Source organism: Streptomyces sp. CA-135486 (assembly GCF_050936555.1).
In the GTDB taxonomy this organism is placed as follows: Bacteria; Actinomycetota; Actinomycetes; order Streptomycetales; family Streptomycetaceae; genus Streptomyces.
Genome location: NZ_JBNJMM010000001.1, coordinates 3,410,046 through 3,427,027 on the forward strand (window position 1 = coordinate 3,410,046; position 16,982 = coordinate 3,427,027).

13 protein-coding genes are annotated in these 16,982 nt (G+C 69.3%); all 13 read right to left on the minus strand.

Features of this window, described 5'->3' with window-relative positions; genetic code table 11:
* Nucleotides 1–9: 9 nt before the first annotated feature.
* From ACQEVG_RS15460 to ACQEVG_RS15520, 13 genes are read right to left on the minus strand one after another with little or no spacing between them, the layout of a single operon-like run.
* Nucleotides 10–537 (minus strand): phage baseplate assembly protein V, encoded by a 528-nt coding sequence (locus tag ACQEVG_RS15460; RefSeq protein WP_432983049.1) that lies wholly within the window; start codon nt 535–537, stop codon nt 10–12.
* Nucleotides 538–555: 18 nt separating this feature from the next.
* A complete protein-coding gene (locus ACQEVG_RS15465) occupies nt 556–1,698 on the minus strand; it encodes a hypothetical protein (RefSeq protein ID WP_432983052.1) in 1,143 nt (380 codons plus the stop codon).
* Nucleotides 1,691–2,041 (minus strand): LysM peptidoglycan-binding domain-containing protein, encoded by a 351-nt coding sequence (locus tag ACQEVG_RS15470; protein WP_432983055.1) that lies wholly within the window; start codon nt 2,039–2,041, stop codon nt 1,691–1,693. Before ACQEVG_RS15470 ends, ACQEVG_RS15465 begins: the two co-directional genes overlap by 8 nt.
* A gap of 4 nt (nt 2,042–2,045) precedes the next feature.
* Nucleotides 2,046–2,711 carry a hypothetical protein gene (locus ACQEVG_RS15475; RefSeq protein WP_432983058.1) on the minus strand — a complete coding sequence of 222 codons (666 nt, stop codon included), beginning with the start codon at nt 2,709–2,711 and terminating at the stop codon, nt 2,046–2,048.
* A gap of 14 nt (nt 2,712–2,725) precedes the next feature.
* Nucleotides 2,726–3,298: a HEAT repeat domain-containing protein gene (locus ACQEVG_RS15480; protein WP_432983061.1), complete on the minus strand. Its 573-nt coding sequence runs from the start codon at nt 3,296–3,298 to the stop codon at nt 2,726–2,728.
* Between the two features lie 7 nt (nt 3,299–3,305).
* A complete protein-coding gene (locus ACQEVG_RS15485) occupies nt 3,306–9,797 on the minus strand; it encodes an eCIS core domain-containing protein (protein ID WP_432983064.1) in 6,492 nt (2,163 codons plus the stop codon).
* Nucleotides 9,794–10,090 carry a hypothetical protein gene (locus tag ACQEVG_RS15490; protein WP_432983067.1) on the minus strand — a complete coding sequence of 99 codons (297 nt, stop codon included), beginning with the start codon at nt 10,088–10,090 and terminating at the stop codon, nt 9,794–9,796. The genes ACQEVG_RS15485 and ACQEVG_RS15490 overlap by 4 nt, the downstream gene beginning before the upstream one ends.
* Entirely contained in the window at nt 10,081–12,195 is a 2,115-nt protein-coding gene (locus tag ACQEVG_RS15495) for an ATP-binding protein (protein WP_432985373.1), read from the minus strand. The genes ACQEVG_RS15490 and ACQEVG_RS15495 overlap by 10 nt, the downstream gene beginning before the upstream one ends.
* A 33-nt stretch (nt 12,196–12,228) precedes the next feature.
* Complete coding sequence (locus tag ACQEVG_RS15500) at nt 12,229–13,047, minus strand: DUF4255 domain-containing protein (protein WP_432983070.1); 819 nt, start codon at nt 13,045–13,047, stop codon at nt 12,229–12,231.
* A gap of 4 nt (nt 13,048–13,051) precedes the next feature.
* Complete coding sequence (locus ACQEVG_RS15505; RefSeq protein WP_432983073.1) at nt 13,052–13,771, minus strand: hypothetical protein; 720 nt, start codon at nt 13,769–13,771, stop codon at nt 13,052–13,054.
* Entirely contained in the window at nt 13,764–14,510 is a 747-nt protein-coding gene (locus ACQEVG_RS15510; RefSeq protein ID WP_432983076.1) for a hypothetical protein, read from the minus strand. Before ACQEVG_RS15510 ends, ACQEVG_RS15505 begins: the two co-directional genes overlap by 8 nt.
* Before the next feature lie 29 nt (nt 14,511–14,539).
* Nucleotides 14,540–15,064: a phage tail protein gene (locus tag ACQEVG_RS15515; protein WP_432983079.1), complete on the minus strand. Its 525-nt coding sequence runs from the start codon at nt 15,062–15,064 to the stop codon at nt 14,540–14,542.
* Between the two features lie 28 nt (nt 15,065–15,092).
* Complete coding sequence (locus ACQEVG_RS15520; RefSeq protein ID WP_432983082.1) at nt 15,093–16,943, minus strand: phage tail sheath family protein; 1,851 nt, start codon at nt 16,941–16,943, stop codon at nt 15,093–15,095.
* Nucleotides 16,944–16,982: the final 39 nt, after the last annotated feature.

The window sequence follows — 16,982 nt, forward strand, 5'->3', positions numbered from 1 at the left end:
GTTTCCTGGCTATGCCTTCTTGGGCACGATCAACCGGCCCTCGTTGATGTTGACCTCGTTGCCGATCAGCACAATCGACGCCCCCTGGCCGTTGGCGATGGTCACGCCCTTCTCGTCGATCTGGACGTACGCTCCTCCCGCGGCCTGGAGCCGGATTCCATTGCCGCCGGGCACGTCACCCATCACCAACTTGTGCTGGTCAGAGGTCTGGATCACGACGTTCTGGTGCGTCGGTGGACCCGCCAGCGCGTCGGGAGGCAGCTCCGACTTGTGCCCGTACCAACACCCCGTCCAGATGGGGAAGCTCGGGTCCCCCTGCTCGAACTCCACCCATACGCCGGCCCCTTCCGCCGGGACCACGTACTGCCCGGATTCGGGCCCCGTGAAGGGCAGGCAAGGCATGGCCCAGGTGGACGCCTCGTCACCCAGCACGTCCGGCACCTTGACCGTGACGCGGCCGATCTGCAGCGGATCCTGGTTGTCCACCACCTGGCCCCGGAACTTGCCGAGAAACCGGTTGTTCGGTCCTGCAGCCATGCGAAGTTCTCCTGGTCTTTACGGTCGTACGGTGCTGCTGCGAGCGATCAGTCCTTCACGCGAGAGCGTGAAGTTCTGCTGATACGAGCCGGGCCTGATGTTGTGGGTGACGGACCTGACGTAGTAGTCGCCGTCGTATGTCCGTCCGGTGCCGCGCACCCCGACCAGCTCGCGGGGCTGGAGCACGTAACCGTGCCGGTTGACGTCCAGCGAGCCGGAGCCGGAGATCGCGTCGGCGGAGGTCGCGGCCCTGGCCAGGATCTCGGCCTGGGCCTGGTCCAAAGCCTTTTTCGCGGTGCCGGAGAGCGTCTTCCGCTTGAGGGCGGGCGTGGCCCGTTTGCCGAGCGGCGGGCGCAGCGGGTCGATGTCGGGCTGGGGCAGCAGATGCGCGTTCCGCGTCCTGGGGTCCTGCCAGCGGGCCTGCGGCTCCTCGCGCGCCGTCCCGTCGTACGCGAACGTCAGCTGGTCGACTGTCGAGTTGACGTCCATGTTGACGTTGAGGGCGTGCTGCCGCCGGCCAAGCCGCCGTTCGGGCCCCCAGTAGGCGGAGGACTGCCCGAGTCCGGGCCCGGGGACGAGGTAGAAGGTGTAGCCGTTCGCTCGGGCGAGCTCATTCACATACTGCAGATCGGTCCCGGTCTGGTACTCGACGCGCAGCTGCTCGCGGGGCGGCTGGTGCACCTGTTCCGGGACGACCCGCGGTTGGATTCCGTAGTCGGAGTACCTCGCCAGAATCCTTCTCACCCGCTCCGAGGGGGGCAGATTCGGGTACCGATCGGTCCGCTCCTCGAGATCCATGAGGAGGGTCAGGTCTTCGCCGGTAACGGTGAGGGTGGTCTGCCCGGGTATGTTGCTCGCCCCCACCTCCTGCCGAACGATGAGCCCGTCGAGGATCACGGTCGGCGTCCCCTTGATGGAGGTCGTGACGATGACCCGGGTCTTGGGGTCGAAGAAACCCTCGGGGAGCAGCCGTTCCGAAATCACCCCTCGTTTGGTGAGGTCGAAAGCCAGCTGAAACCCACTCCGCTCCCCGGCGGTCATGGTGATCTGCGCGGACAGCAGCGCCTCGGTGACCTCGGCGGGAACGGGACGGGTGAGCCTGGGCCCCATGCGCAGGTTGAGATGAACGGGACCGCTCCCGATCGGCGTCTCATCAGCCATGGAATCCACCCGGCAACGGAATCTCGATCTCCTGACCGGGCTCGGCGGTCAACTCCCGTGGATCAAGCACCGGATTCGCATCGGCGATCTGCCACCACTGCCCCGGGTCGCCGAAGTAGCGCTGCCCGAGGTGATCGAGCCGCTCACCGCTGTTCACGGTGTGCGGCGCTCTCTCGTCGGCGGCCGCATTGAGCGGTGGCAGCAACCGCCGCCTGGCGTAGCGCACTTCGGCGCCGTCGGGCAGACGGTGCACGTCGATCTCCGCGTCGTGGTACCGGCTGGTGCGAGGGTACGGATGGGCGCCGGGGATCGAGTCCAGCGCGCTCTCATAGGGATCGATCACGTCTCTACAGCCCCCGTCCAATACCGAGATCGGCCAGCCGTCCGCCTCGTGCGGCCCTGGCCAGCCGCTCCTTCTGCGCCAGATGTGCGAGATACAGATCGGCGCCCCGGTGCCCGGCCGGCAGATCGCTCACGCTGAGAACCTTCATCCCGATGCCGAGGCTCGCCCGTATGGGGTTGAGGTTGACGTCGAACGCCGACTCGTTGATGGACAGTTCGGTGAGCCGTACGGGCATGACGCGCTTGCTCCCCCAGGTGAAGAGGGTCAGCGGCATCTCGATGGGGCTGATCTCGATGGTGCCCTTCTTGGTCAGCCGGGAGGCCTCGCGGAGCTGAGCGCTGGTGGGATGCACGAGCATCTCCAGCGTCGCGAGTTGGGGATGAATCCCGTCGGGCGCGGCGACCTCGAACTGATCGGTGGCATCGATCTCGGCGGTGAACTTCCAACTCTCCTCAGCGGGCCCCTTGAGCCGGAGCGCCTCGTTCCGGTCCCCTCCGCTGCCTCCTCCGCCGGCATCACCGCCTCCTCCGGCGGCTTGTGGGGCGAGGGAGCGTTCGAGGGTGTCGGGGTTGAACTGGAGGACGATGATGCGCTGGGGGGTGCCGCGTTCGGGGTCGACGACGACGATGCCGGAGCGGATGGGCTTGGGTATGTCTGCGTAGCGGGTCATGTCATGCCCTCGTTTCAGTTCGCGTCGCCATGCAGGTTCAGACCCTCAAGCAGCACTTGGGCGTTGTGCCGTACGTGGTCCACCGGGTCCGTATCGGCAAGGTGCCGGACGAGTTCAACCAGCGCAGGCCACGGCAAATAACCAGTCGCCACCACCAGTGACTGCCGAATTCCTGGATCAGGGTCGGTAGCAAGCGACCGGAACACCTCGACCAGGGAATCCACCTGTCGCTCGGGAGCAGTGAATGCCGCTGCATAGATTGCTGTCAGTCGGTCATCACGGCTCTGCGCTGTGTTGATGCTGTCCAGCGCCTCTTGGAAATCCCACAGCTGGCAGGCCTCTTCCACCAGTTGCGCGGCGTCGTCGGATCCTTCGCCCCGGAAGGTGACAAAAGGAATACCAGTCAGTGGGTCCTCGACGTAGTGGATTTCTGCCCGACCGTCGGGGGTGACCCACTTGTCCACGTATACCTCTGTCTTGCGATTTCCCATGATCCGCAGGTCCCAGTCATTCATCTCGGCGACCCTGATGACGCTGGGCTCTGCCTTCGCATGCTTGAGGGTCAGTCGGATGTCGAAGTCTGCCATGGTTCTCCTAGCTCAATCCGTAGTACTGCCACATGTATTCTTTCACGATGCGGCGTCCCTCATCGAGCGCCTCTTGCTCGGTCTTCCCGAGTATTTCGGTCCGACCTGCATGAGCCTGCAGCCAGCGCTCGGCGACTTCCGTCTCGCGCCGCACCAGCTCATCCCGGAGTCGCTGAGCTTTGCTTGGCTGTCCATCGGGCGTCGGGCGTCCACGGACGCCCTGCTCCAGTTGCCGCGCTGCGGGTACCGCACCCTTCATGGACATGGGGTGCAGCCCGCGTGCGCCCGGCCTGCTGGCTTTCCTGCGTTTCCACTTACCCGTCTTGGCGTCCCGTTCGCCTTGGTATCCCCTGAATGCCTCATCCCAGTCAGAATCTCCGTAGGCGATCAGGGTCGTCATCATGGCGGAGAATCCCAAGTTTGCCGGATTGCGTACGGATTCGCGTACGAACATGAGCCAGTGCAATTCGCGGATCATCTTTTTCTGGGCGCGTGTGAGGCCATCCGGGTACGTTCCCGAGCGCGTGAATTTCCGCAATGCGGTAGCAAGGATCGGGCCAGTGAGCCCTTCCTTTTCCAATTCGGCCAGCTTCCTGGCTATGTTCGGGTAAGTGGAGTTGGGCTTGACGTCGTCGAGTTGGGTGTAGGCGTTGGTTTCGCCTGCCTTGTTTTCCTCGCGGACGGTGTCCCTGCCCTGCCCGACCCGATACTCCTCCATGACGTCGACGTCGGGTCGATGCGGAGGGAGGGTACGGTTCCCGCCCGGCGTGGACACCTGGAGCTCTTGTCCGCGATTTCTCAGGTAATTCACGGCTCCTGGGAAATCCTGCGCCGAATCGACATCGAGAGGAGCGTCGCCGTCTGCGGACTTTTCCATGCGCATCCTGGCGGCCGAGTCCCTGACCCTGTCATCCGTGAGCATCTCGCGGGAAACCTGGTGGATGATTTCACGTAGATCGGCTCCGGTAAGCCTGAAGCCACCGCCGGCGACCCTTTCCGGATTGAGCTTGGCTGTGATGTCGAACCGTTGGTCATTATTACGGGACAGGTCGGTCAGTCGGTACCACATGCGGGCGGCCTTGAGGGCCACGTCGAAGCCTCGGCCTGTGACCCCTCGCCGCAGTGCGCTGTCCAGCCGGGGGCGCACTCGGGCCACGATCTTCTGGAGGCGCGCCTCCTTGGACTCCTTGGACCTCTCGTCCTTCTTGTGCTTGTCCTGGTTCTGCTTCCTCTGGTCCTGCTGCTTCTTCTTGTTGTCGCGCAGCTGGTCGCGCTTCTTCTTGAAGACGTTGCGCAGCTTCGACGCGCTGTTCTTCAAGGCCTTGCCCGGCTTGCTCTTCTTGAGCTTCTTGCCCAGCGTCTTCGCCGCGTTGCGGACCTTCGTCAAGGCCGACTTGACGGCCTTCTTTGCCCTGCCCAGGGCGTTGCCCAGAGGAGACTTCGGCTTCTTGGGCCTGGTCGGCTTCGGGCCCTCGATTTCCTTCTTCTTCTTGGGAGTCCGGGGGATGCTGTCCTTCTGGCTGCCCGGGGTCCCGTCCTTTGACGGACCCGGCGTCGTGTCCTTCGGTTTCGTCGGCGTCGGCTCCCGCTTCGCAGGAGACTTCGGCGTCGCCGCGTCCTTCGGCTTCGGCAGAGCCTTCGGGTTCGCGGAAGGCTTCGCCTTCGGCTTGGGGGATACGGCAGGCTTGCGCAGGGTCTGCTTGGCGTTCCGGATCGCGCCCCGCGCCTTGTTGACCGCCTCGCCGGCCGCCTTCTTCGCGCCCTTGCCGGTCTTCTTGAGACCTTTCATGATCTTCTCGGCCATGACCTTCAAGCGCTTCCCCACGCCCTTGGTCGCCGAAGCGAGGCGGATCATCAGGAAGTTGGCGATGAAGTCCAGCAGTGCGACAACGCCCGCCGCCACCGCCTCCGCGAACAGGCACGCCGCGGGGCCCGCCTTGACCGCCTTCAGATAAGCCCAGAATTTGCTGAAGGCCGAGAGGATCGAGCTGATGCTCTGCCACGCCGCCATCAGGCCCTGGACGATCGTGAGGATCGCGCCCGCCGCCGGGACGATCATCGAGACGACCTTCTCGATCACGATCGACGCGATCATCATCGGCAGCGACGCGATGATCGCGTCCCACGCCATCTTCCCGATCTGCTTGATCGAGACGCAGCCCTTCACCAGGACGTTGATCACGGCCTTGCCGAGGCCGAGGATGCCCTCTACCTTCGTGTCGAACCACCGCTTCACGCCCGTCTTGATCGCGCCCCAGAGGTGATCGGTGATGCCCGCCTTCGCCGAGCTGCCCGCCTTGCTGATCCAGCCGCCCGGGTCCGGGGCGATGTCCGCCACCAGCGCCGCGAACTTGCCCAGCGCCTCGATCGCCGCCTGGGCGAACTTGATCGCGCCGAGGATGACCGCCTGGTAGATCTTGATGACGGCCTTGATGCCTGCTTCCAGCGCGTCGAGCAGCGCGTTGAGGCCTGCCGCCAGGGCGTCGAGCAGGGCGTTGACCGCCTTCTTCAGGCCGTCCGCCAGCGCGTTGACCGCCGCGATCGCCTTGTCGCGCAGGCCTTCGATCGCCTTGCGGAACTTGTCCCGCAATTCGGGGAAGGCCGCAAGCAGCACGTCCCCGATGGCGATCAGCGCGTCCGCCAGCACGTTGATCGCCTTGATGGCGAGGTCACGTACGAAGTCGATGGCCTTGTTGGCCCACTCCTTGAACGTGTCGATGATGCCGTTGACTGCCTTGCGCGCGGCGTCGAAGACCTTGGTGACCGCGTCGAGGATCGCATTGAAGGCGCTCTTCACCTTGTCGGCGACCCAGCCGAAGAAGCCCCCCGAGGGCTTCTCCTCCTCCTTTTTCTTCTCGGCCTCCTTCTCCGCCTTCTCGCGCTCTGTGTCGATCTGCGCGTTGTCCTTGTCCTTCCGGTCGCTGACCTCCTTGTCCTTGTCGTCGCGGGCCTTGACGATTTCCTTGTTCTTGTCGGTGTGTTCCTTCTCGGACTTCTTGTCCGCGTCCTCGATCTTCTGGTCCTGCTCATTGCGCCAGCTCTCGCGCTCGCGCTGAGCATCCTCGGCCGCACGGCCGCGCTCGGCCGTCTGCTTCTGCGCGTTCTGGGTGACCTCGCGGTCGATCTCGGTCTGCTTCTCCTTCTTGGCCTGCTGCTCGCCCTGCTGTTGTTCCTTCTCCTTGGCGACCAGATCGCCCTGGGCCTGGCCCGCGGCACCCTGGATCTCGCTGCCGCGCTCCTGCTTGGCGACCGCGCCGACGCCGGGCTTGGGCGCGGACGCGGCTTCGAGATTGCCCCGGCCGCCCCTCCGCCGACCGCCGGTGGCCTTGCCGACCAGCTGCTCCTGGGGCGCGTCGGGGAAGATCTGGTCCTCGCCCATCGGCTTGGCCGCGTCCTCACGGCCGGTGCTCTGGATGTCGGACTGCTTCTCCTTGAGCGCCTTGGCCTGGTCGTCCGTGCGCTTCGGGTCGCTCTCGCCCTCCAGCCGGATCTTGGGCGCGGGGCCGACCGTCTTGTTCCGCAGTTCCGGGTCGACGGTCGGGACCGCGTCCGCCGCGGCATCGACGTTCTTCGCCTCTTCAGCGGTGAGCTTCTCCGCCACCGGGGCCGGCGGCGGGGGAGTGTTGTCGGTGGGCTTCGCGCCCGCTGCCTTCTCGCTGCCCTTGGCCTTCTGCTGCTCGACCCGCTCCTCGGGCCCGAGCTTCTCGACCTTGCCCGTCACCGGAGCGGCGGGGGCTGCCGCCTCGGGCGGGCCCGACTGGGTGCGCGGGGCACCCGAAGGACGTTCCCGCTTCGGCGGGTTGGCGTCCAGCCGCTGCTGCTCCTCGCCGATCTTCTTGTCCGCCGCGGCGTCCACGCCGGGCATCGCGGCAGCGGCCTGGTCCGGCGCCAGTTTGCTGACCGTACCGATGGCGGCCTTCGGGTCCTGGCCCGAGACGTCCGGCGGTTCCTGCTGCTTCTCCTCGGGAGCGGGTCCACCGCCGCCGCCACCGCAACTGCCCCCGCCCTCCTCCTTCTCCGCCGCGGGCTCCGGCGGGGCGCAGCCGCCGCCGTCCTTCTCCAGCGAGGCCTCCGGCGCGGCCTGGGCGCCCTCCGGCGCCGGCGCGCCCATCTTGCCGGGGCTGTCGGTCTGTTCGCCGGCCGGGCTGACCGCCGCCTGTGCCGCGGACGGAGCCGCGCCGGGTCCCGCCGCGGCCGTCGGACCGGCCTGCTCAACGGCGCCGACCGTGCCACGGGGAGCGGCGCCGGGCCCGGTCTCCTTGGGGATCTGGCTCTTGGGCCCGGCCGCCTCCCGCTCAGACTTGGGCGGCTCGGCATCGCGCCGCGCGGCAGGGGAGGGATTGCGGTCCTCGGTGGAGGTCTTCTGCGTCTGCGCACCCGCAGGCCGCATCGCCGCCGGGCCGGCTGCCGTATCCGGACTCGAAGAGACGGCAGCAGGCTTGTCCGCGGCAGCGCCCTGCGGCTGCCCCTGCTCGCCCCGCTGCTCGCGCTCCTTCAGCTCCCGCTGCTCGTCCTGTGCGTCCTTGGCGTCCGGCCTCTCCTCGCCGTCTCCAGAGACCTCGTCCTTGGCGGCCCCGTCGTCCTGTTGCTGTGCGGGGTCCTTCTTCTCGGCTTCCGGCTCCTGCTGGTCCTTCTCCGTGGTCTCCGGGTCGGGACCTACCTCCTGGTCGGTCGGCTTGTCCGGCTGCAGGTCGTTGGCGCTGCGGTCCTGGGCCTGGGCCGCGGGCCCGCCCTCGGGCTTCGGCGCCTCGCCCTCGACGGGGCCCTCGTCCTCGCCCGGCGCCTTCGCCTCGGGACCGGTGCCGTCCTCGTCCTCCTCCTGCGTCTCGTTGTCCCGCTGCTGCTCGACCCGTTCCGCCTTGGTCGGCGGCGGTGTAGGGAACGTGGGGACGGACGGCTGCGCGGCGCCAGGTGTCATTTGGCCGGCGGTCGGTACGGAGGAAAGGTCCAGATCGGCGTCCGGCAGGTAGTCCTCGGGCTTCAGCTCAGGCCCGCCGTTGGGAGCACGGCCCTTGTCGTGGTCGCCGTCCTGCTCACCGGCGATCTCACCGTCCGCGCCCGCCTCGAGCCCGAGCGGCTTCTCCTCCTCGCGCGGTTCGCCCTCGTCCTCGTCCTTCTCATGCAGGCCGTGCTCGGACAGCGCGCTGTCCGACTGCTCGGCCCGCTCGTCCACCCGCTCCGGGCGTACGGGCCCGGGCTGTCCCTTCGCCTTCGGGTCAAGGTTCTCCTGCTTCGACCCGTCCGCCGGCTTCTTCGCGTCGTCCTTGCGCTTGCGCTTGTCGGCGCCGGGGGCATTCGCCTGCTCCGGGTCCTGCTCCTCCCGGTCGCGCTGCTCCTTGCGCTCCTCCTTGGCCTGCTCGGCGCCATCCGCCTGGCCCTGCGCGCGCTCGTCGGCGGCCTCGTCGACCCGCTGCCGGTCCTGGCCCTGCTTCTCCTCCTCCTGCCGCTGCTCCTGCGCCGCCTGCTGACGGGACTGCGCGCGCTTGTCCTCCTGCTCCGTCCGCGCGGCGCCCTCAGCCTTCTCCGCCACAGCGTCCGACTGAGCCCGGCTCCGGTCGCCGCCGTGCTTCTCGTCCCGGGCCCTGACGTCCTTCTGCTCCTCGCGGGCGTCCTCGGACTGCTTGCCCTTCGACCCCTGCTTGCCCTCTTCCTTGTGTTTCCACTGGGTGCGCTCTACGCCCAGCTCCTCGAAAAGATCGATCTCCGGCTCCGGCACATCGGCCGGCTGGAGGTCCACCGGCCGGGCCTCCGCCGCCTCGGCGAGGTCGAGCAGCCGGTCGTACTCGTTCGAAAGGAGCCGCACTTCCAGCCGGTCCAGCACCGAGTCCTGCAACTGCGGTGACATCCGGGCGAGTTGGAGTCGTACTCGGTGGGAGAGATCCGCCGGGTCGCCGCGCAGCGAGCGCAGCACGCCATTGGCCAGCCGGTCCACGAGCGTCGCCGGGTCCAGCTGCTCCATGCGCGACCGGTCCGCGTCGACCGTGGCGTACCGCAGCCAGCCGGGCGTGGACTGGTCCGGAGCCACCTCGGGGGCCTGCCCCCCGTCCCGCACGAGAGCCTGTGCCGCCGACTCCGCCTCGCGCTCCACGGCCTGCTGCGGCAGGCTCACCGCACCCAGGTCGCGGCCCGCCCGTAACGCGCCCAGACCGTCCGGGTTCTGCACCGTGTGCAGCAGCTCATGGGCGAGTAGCCGCTGCCCGTCCGCCGTGCCCGGCCGGTACGCACCCTCGCGGAAGAAGATGTCCTGGCCGACCGCGACCGCGTCGGCACCCAGCAGCTCCGTGAGCGTTCCCGCGTCCCGGTCCGTGTGCAGCCGCACCCGGCTGAAGTCGTGGCCGAGCTGCTCCTCCAGCTCCCGCCGTACGCTCAGATCGAGCGGCTGTCCGGCTCCGCTGACGATGTTCTTCGGCTCCGGCGTACGGGACTTGGCCCGCTCCTTGCGCTTTCGCCGCCGTTCGGCCTGAGCCGCCTGCGCGTCCTGGGCATGTGAGGTACTCATCGCGACTCGCCCCGCCCCGAAAGACCCGCGTGCACCGCACGCGCCAGCGCCTCGCCGAGCCGTCCCGGCGAGGTGGTCCTCGGCAGCGGCGGCAGCCCGGCCAGCGCGTCCAGGGCCCGGCCGCCGTCCGCCGCCAGCGGCACGCCCCGCTCCCGTACCAGCCGGGCCAACTCGGCCTGGAACGCGGCCGACACCCGGTCCGGGTCGAGCCGTTCGAAACCGTCGAGCACCAGCTCGCCGATGTCCACGCGGATCGTGCGCTCCGCAGGGCGCGGTGCCTCGTTCAGACCCATCCGTGGACCTCCGAGGGCGTCAAGGAGCGGTCCAGTTTGAGGTATTCGGTACGCGCCGCCTCCAGCATGTGCCGCATCTGGAGCCGGTCGCCCTCCTCGGCCGCGAGGAAGGCACCCGACAGCGCGATATTGCGGATGGAGCCGCCCGCCACGGTCAGCCGGGCCAGCAGCTCGGGATCAATGCCCTTCATCGGTGCCTGCGCGGGCAGCACCCGCCGCCAGATCTCGGCGCGCTCGCTTTCACCGGGGAAGGGGAAGTCGACGACGAAGCGGATGCGGCGCATGAACGCGGTGTCCAGCGCCTGCTTCATATTGGTGGTCAGGATCGCCAGACCGCGGTAGGCCTCCATCCGCATCAGCAGATAGCTGACTTCCAGGTTGGCGTACCGGTCGTGGCTGTCCTTGACCTCGCTGCGCTTGCCGAAGAGGGCGTCGGCCTCGTCGAACAGGAGCAGTGCGCCGCCGCGTTCGGCGGCGTCGAAGACCTTGCGCAGATTCTTCTCGGTCTCGCCGATGTATTTGCTGACCACCTGCGAGAGGTCGATGATGAACAGATCCAGGCCCAGTTCCTTCGCCATCACCTCGGCGGCCAGGGTCTTTCCGGTGCCGGAGCCGCCCGCGAAGAGCGCGGTGACGCCGAGTCCGCGGCGCAGCGTAGCGGCGAAGCCCCACTCCTGGTAGACGGTGGAGCGCCGGCGCACATGCGCCACGATCTCGCGCAGAATCTTCAACTGCCGTTCCGCCAGGACGAGGTCGCCCCAGGACGCCTGTGGCTCGATCCGCCGGCCCAGCTCGTCCATGCCCATCCGGGCCTCGGTGAGCCCGGCCTGCCAGGCGAGCCCCGTGGCGTCGAGCTCGTCCTCACCGGGCAGATCCCGTACGACGGTCGCGCCCGCGGAGCGGATCAGATGGGGCGGCAGCGAGAACTGGGCGACCAGATCCCGCAGGTCGTCCTCGGTCACTCCCGGTACGTCGTCGAACGCGTCGGCCCACACGCCCAGTTGCTCATCCGTGTCCAGCGCGGGCACGGTCACCCGCTCGCCGCGAGGTCTCGCCGTCTGCCGCGGATCGGGGCTGGATACGACGAGCGGAACGGCCGCGCTCTCGATGAACGCGTCGGTGGCCGCTGCCTGATCGCGGTCCAGCTCGCCGACCTCCACCACGAGCGCGGCGGGCAGCAGGATCGCCTCGCGCTGCCACAGCCGCGCCAGCCGGTCGCGTTCGGTGGCGTCGGTGGGGATGTCGTCCGCGGCCATGGTGTAGAGGCCGAGCCCGGAGCGGCGCGCGGCCGCGGCGGCGATGTCGGCGCGGCTGCGCAGATCCCCGCCGACCAGCTCGACCCGCAGCGGTGCGTGGGGGCTCGCTCCGGCCCAGCCCGCGGCGACGCGGCTCGCCGCGATGTCGTACGAGGTCGGCAGCGACTCGGCCACGGGCGTACGGCGCAACAGCCCGTGCAGCCGTGCGTCGAGATAGGGCGAGCCCACCAGGAAGTGCAGGATCCGCTCGTCGAGCCGGAGCCGACAGGTGGTCAGCCGGGTCTCGTCGTCCAGCTCGACGAGCCGCCAGCGGCGCAGCGGGGCGACGGGAGTGAGGGCGCTCCAGTGCGGCTCATCGAGGGCGGCGAGGACGAGCGAGAAGGTGGGGTACGCCCGCTCGGGATCCCCACTGGCTGCGGCGCACCGCCCACCGGTCGTGGCATCGAGCTCCGCGGCGGCGGCGAGCAGGAGGACGTCACGCTCGAAGGGACTGAGCCCGAAGCAGGCGACGAGAGCGTCGAGGGTTGCGGGACCGCCGACGCCGGGGGCGAGTTGGCCACCAGGCGTGGGTTCGCCCGTGTCCGACGCGGCAGGCGTGAGGTTGCCCTTTTGCCGGGGCGCGCCGCCCGTATCGCCGGCCTTGGAGGCGGCGTTCACCTCGACGTCCGCGCCCGCATCGCCGTTCCTACGCGCACCGTGCGGAGTACCTGCCGCAGCTGTCGGCTGACCGGGCCGCCCCTGTGATCGTCCCGCGTGGGCGTCAACGCGTGCGAGGACGGACCGAACCGCCGCGAACAGCGAACGGCCGTCCCCCGCGCCGCTCGGGTCTCTCGCTCCCGACGTGCCCATGTCCTCACCCGCCCACGTCTCGCGCACCGTGACTCAGCTCTCCCTGTCGTCCGCGCCGGCCCCCGCGCCGGTCCCCGTGCTCTTGCGCGCACGGGCAGGCGCACTCCTCTTGGCGGCGGTGCGCTTCTTCGCGGGAGCGACGGTCTTGGGCACCTCCGGCTCCGGATCGGCGGCGTCCCCCTCGTCCACCGCAACCTGTGCCTCCGGCGGACCCGGCAGCCGCGGCGGTACCGGCGCCCCCGGCGCGCCGAACGGCAGCACCCGGACCGTCCGCTTCTCCACCGGCTTCGCCGGGACCGGCCTCTCGCGGCCCTCGATCAGGACCAGCGACGCCTGGTACGCCACCGACAGGGTGTACGGGGTCTGGTGGAGCATCCCCCAGAGCTTGGACGTCTCGTCGATGTCCATCACTGTCGGCGTGAAGCGCACCTGCTGCGGCGAGGCGGCCAGATCGCTCCCCGCCAGATACGGCCGCCGCGCCGCAAGCTCGATCAACTCCTTCTGCAGCACCGGGAATTCGTGCAGGGTTCGCACCACGCACCCGATCAGCCGCTGTCCGACCAGCTCCGCCTCCTCCCCGTACGCGCTGATCAGAAAGTGCAGATCGAGCGCCGCCGCAGGGCGCTTGAGCAGCGTCCCGTCCGAGGCGCGCGTCGGCAGGTCGGTGTGGCGCATCGAGGCGTTCGGGGTCACCTGGTACAGAAAGACGTTGATGGTCGGCTCGGTCGGCGGCTCGGCCGGTGGCTTACGGGTCTCCACCTTGACCGCGATGTCCATCTCGGGGCTCAGATTGCTCTCGATCAGCAGAGCGAGGGCCTGGGTGACCGTCGCGATGGCGAGTGCGTTGCTCATGACGTCAGTCCCTCTTCTCGCCGCGCGACAGATAGTCGTCCAGCGTTAGTGCGGGCGCGCGCCGGCCGGCCTCAGTGCGGGCACCGGTGGCGCGCTCCGCACCCGGCGGGGGTGCCGCGCTCACCTCGAGTCGGCCGATCTGTACGTGTACGACGCGCTCGGCGGGCCGCTGCGCGCGTCGGCCCACTCCGTTCAGTGCCGCCCCACGCACGGCCGCCGCATCCGCGCTGCGCGGCCGGGCCGGGGCGGCGGCCGCCCGGGGAGCGGGTTCGGTGGCGCGCGTCGCGACACCGGGCAGCGTCCGTGGCGCATCGGGCGCCGCGGACGCGGCACCCCGACGTGCCGGGCGCGGGACATCCGCAGCGGCCGGACGTGGCGTCACACCCGAAGGCGCGGCCAGCCGCAACAGGGGCCCGGCGGACGGCGCGGTCTGCCCGGCCGGCCGCTCGGACTCGCCGGGCGCGGCAGCCGCCTCGGTCCGTACGACGGTCTCGCGATCCGTCCGGACCTCCCGCTCGTGCCGGACCAGTTCAGCCGGTCCGAACGCGGGCCCCGGCGCCGACGGGATCAGCGCCGCCGGTTCGCCGGGCTCCGGCGGCCCGCTCCGCAGCGCCTCGACCCGCTCGAACGGGCCGGGCAGCCGCGGCCGCACCCGTACCGCGCCACCGCCGGTCGCCGGCACCGGCGTGTACCGGGCGAGCAGCCGGTCGAAGTAGTCAGGCATCTGCGCACAGCTCCAGGTAGTAGCGACGCCGCAGCGGGCTGAGCGCCAGAATTTCCGCCTCGCTCCACCCGTAGGCGGTGGCGAGCAGATGGACGTCGAGCATCAAGTCCCGTGCCCAGGTGTCCAGTTCGGTCCACAGATAGGAGGTGATGTCGAGTTCCGCCGGGGTGCTCTCACCGCATTCGGGGCAGCCGATGTTGAGCGTCACATCGGCCGCCGGGTCCGCTTCCGCGGCCGCCTCGGCGAGCCGCTGCTCCACCCGCTCCGGCAGCAGAGCGGCCAGTCGCTCCGGGGCGACGGTCTCCCCGCCCCGTACGGCCGAGACCGTGCAGCGTGCCACCAGCAGCCGACGGGCCCCGGCCGGATCCCGCACCGCGCCCGCCGCCGCGAGATCGGCGACGGTGGGCAGCCGGAACTCGATCGCCCACTCGCCCTCCTCCACCCGCAGCGGCCCGTCCGGCTTCCGCGCCCTGGCGCCCAGCTGCGTCGCATCGAGGTCGAACTCCATGGCCTCGCCGCACGACGCGCACTCGACGCGCACCTGCATCCGCTCGCCGAACAGCGCCCGGCGCAGCGCGAACAGATCCGACTCCCGTTCGCCGACGGCCATCGACAGCAGCTCGTCGGCGCCGGCCCCCGGGCGGGCCGCTCGGTGCAGCAGCAGCGACCTCCCCGAGTCGTGCTGCGCGAGCCCGGCCTCCCAGGTCGCGAGCAGCTCGGCCGGCCCCGTCGGCGTCATCCCTCATTCCTCCGGTGTGCAGAGAGTGCTCAGGCGGGATGGGTGAAGGAGGGCTCGACGGGCTCCTCCACCTCGTAGTCCCGCTCCCAGCCCTCGCATTCGAGCTTGACGCTCTGGATGGCCACGGCGTTGGCGTTGGCGTCCAGCTCGCCGAGCACCTGGTACTCGCTCACCCAGGCCCGGTACAGCTTGTGCGAGACGGCAACCTGCCCGGCCTCGTTGAGGACCTGGATGACGATGTCCTTGCGGAAGTCGCGCAGTGACACCTCCGCGCCAAGACCCGCGCCGACCTGCCAGACCTTGTTGGCCCAGCGGTCGAACTCCGGGTCGTGGGTGACGCCGCGTTCGAGCGTGACCCCCTCGAACTCGGAGCGGCCCGGCGATTTGCGCGGTGAGCTCGGGTCGCCGCCGTTGCGGTGCTTGACCACTTCGGTGGTGCGCTTGAGAGGACTGATCTTGCTGATGCCCGCGACCGTTCGACCGTCCCAGAGGACCAGGAACTTGAAATTCTTGTAGGGGTCGAAGCGATGGGCGTTTACCTGGAACTCAGCCATCGGTTTCCTTCGTGTTCCTTTTCCTTGGTTACGAGAGGTCGAACTGCCCGGCCAGCTGCTGGATCTTGACGATCACGAACTCCGCCGGCTTGACCGGCGCGATGCCGACCACGACATTGACCACTCCGGCGTCGATGTCGGCGTCGGTGGTGGTGTCCTTGTCGCACTTGACGAAGTACGCCTCGCGCGGCGTGCCGCCCTTGAACGCGCCCTGCCGGAACAGGTCGTTGAGGTAGGCCGATGCCTTCAGCCGGATCTGTTGCCACAGCTGCTCGGTGTTGGGCTCGAAGACGACCCACTGAAGGCCGCGGTAGAGGCTCTCCTCGACCTGCAGCGCGAGACGGCGCACCGGCACGTACTTCCACTCGCTGTCGAGCGCGTCCGCGCCTTCGAGCGTGCGGGCGCCCCACACCAGCGGGCCCACCACCGGGAAGGTGCGCAGGCAGTTGATGCCCAGCGGGTTGAGCAGCCCGTTCTCCCGGTCGGTCAGTTTGACCGTCAGCGAGCGCACACCGGCCAGCCGTGCCTCGGTGCCGGCCGGCGCCTTCCATACGCCGCGCTCGCCGTCGGTCCGGGCGATGACGCCGGCGACGGCGCCCGAGGGCGGGAAGGAACGCAGCCGCCCGGTCAGCGGGTCGGTGAGCTGCAGATGCGGGAAGTACAGGCCCGCGTGGTTGCTGCGTACGGGCTCGAACGCGCCGATTCCGGCACGCGCCGCGTCCACGCTGCCCCAGGTGGACGGCGAGTCGACGAGCAGGAAGATCCGCCGCTCGCGGCAGAGCTGCTCGGCGGCGGAGAGCACGGTGACCATGTCCTCGGCGGACTCGTACGCCGAAAGCTCGGGCAGGGACAGCAGGTTGACGTCGTCCACGTCGCGCAGTGCCTGGACGCCTGTCTTGCGCGCCTCGCTGCCGATCAGGTCACGCGGTCCGGGCGGGTCGCCGTCCTTGCCGCCCTGAAGCGGAAAGACCGGCGGGTTGACCGAGGCCTCAAGTCCCAGGTCGTTGGCACACTCGCCGATGAAGCGCACCACGTCCTCGGGGTCCACGGACCCGGCGACGACCTGGAGACGGCGGCCGAAGGCGGTGACCTCGGCTCCGGCGTAGGCGTGCTTGCCGGGGGCGTCGGGCAGCGCGCGCAGCTTGCGTTCCAGCAGCAGGGCGAGCTCGGTGACATCGGCCGGCGGCTCGCCGTCGTGGTCGGGCTCGTAGAGCGTGAACTCCCGCTCCACATCGCCGATCTTGACCTTCAACTCAACGTTCAGGTCGGGCAGTTCGGCCGCGAAGGGCTTGGAGACCGTGCCGGAGGGGTCGGGCCGGTCCTCGTCGAGCGCCTTGACCCGGACGAGCGAGGAGCCGGCCCCCACGACGGTCTCCACGAAGCGGCCGTGACCGGAGTGCATCGAAAGACCGGTGAAGGACTCGCGGGCGCCGCCGCGCGCGTCGAGGATGTGCAGGTTGAAGGTCTTGTCCGGGGTCGGGGTGTCGTGGTCGACGGCCACCCGAAGGCCCGAGCCCCATACGCCGGGCTCCTTGGCGTGCACCTCGAGCACCGGGCACTCGCTGTGCCCCTCGGTGGAGTTGAGCGTGACGCACGCTTCCTCGCCGGTGCCGGCCTTGGCCACGCGCACGATCACCGCGACCCTGCCGCCGTTGCCGAAGAACTGGTGCACGGCGTAGCTGACGGCGCTCTGCGAGGTGAGTCCGCCGAAGCGGCGCTCGAAGTCGGCGAAGCTGGTGATCCGCACGGGTTGGTTGAGCGGACCCCGGCGGGTGTGTCCCACGAACGCGGTCACCGAGGTGGTGACGGATGCGATGGTACGGCTGCTACTGGGAAGTTCTTCGATGTATACGCCGGGATAGCCCATGTGCGTCGGCATTCCCCCTCCATTCCCTTCGCGCACCAAGAGATGAGGAGA

Bases quoted from the DNA above. Each gene is read 5' to 3' on its own strand.
- ACQEVG_RS15460 (WP_432983049.1), bottom strand. From the start codon at position 537: ATGGCTGCAGGACCGAACAACCGGTTTCTCGGCAAGTTCCGGGGCCAG.
- ACQEVG_RS15465 (WP_432983052.1), bottom strand. From the start codon at position 1,698: ATGGCTGATGAGACGCCGATCGGGAGCGGTCCCGTTCATCTCAACCTG.
- ACQEVG_RS15475 (WP_432983058.1), bottom strand. From the start codon at position 2,711: ATGACCCGCTACGCAGACATACCCAAGCCCATCCGCTCCGGCATCGTC.
- ACQEVG_RS15480 (WP_432983061.1), bottom strand. From the start codon at position 3,298: ATGGCAGACTTCGACATCCGACTGACCCTCAAGCATGCGAAGGCAGAG.
- ACQEVG_RS15485 (WP_432983064.1), bottom strand. From the start codon at position 9,797: ATGAGTACCTCACATGCCCAGGACGCGCAGGCGGCTCAGGCCGAACGG.
- ACQEVG_RS15490 (WP_432983067.1), bottom strand. From the start codon at position 10,090: ATGGGTCTGAACGAGGCACCGCGCCCTGCGGAGCGCACGATCCGCGTG.
- ACQEVG_RS15495 (WP_432985373.1), bottom strand. From the start codon at position 12,195: ATGGGCACGTCGGGAGCGAGAGACCCGAGCGGCGCGGGGGACGGCCGT.
- ACQEVG_RS15500 (WP_432983070.1), bottom strand. From the start codon at position 13,047: ATGAGCAACGCACTCGCCATCGCGACGGTCACCCAGGCCCTCGCTCTG.
- ACQEVG_RS15505 (WP_432983073.1), bottom strand. From the start codon at position 13,771: ATGCCTGACTACTTCGACCGGCTGCTCGCCCGGTACACGCCGGTGCCG.
- ACQEVG_RS15510 (WP_432983076.1), bottom strand. From the start codon at position 14,510: ATGACGCCGACGGGGCCGGCCGAGCTGCTCGCGACCTGGGAGGCCGGG.
- ACQEVG_RS15515 (WP_432983079.1), bottom strand. From the start codon at position 15,064: ATGGCTGAGTTCCAGGTAAACGCCCATCGCTTCGACCCCTACAAGAAT.
- ACQEVG_RS15520 (WP_432983082.1), bottom strand. From the start codon at position 16,943: ATGCCGACGCACATGGGCTATCCCGGCGTATACATCGAAGAACTTCCC.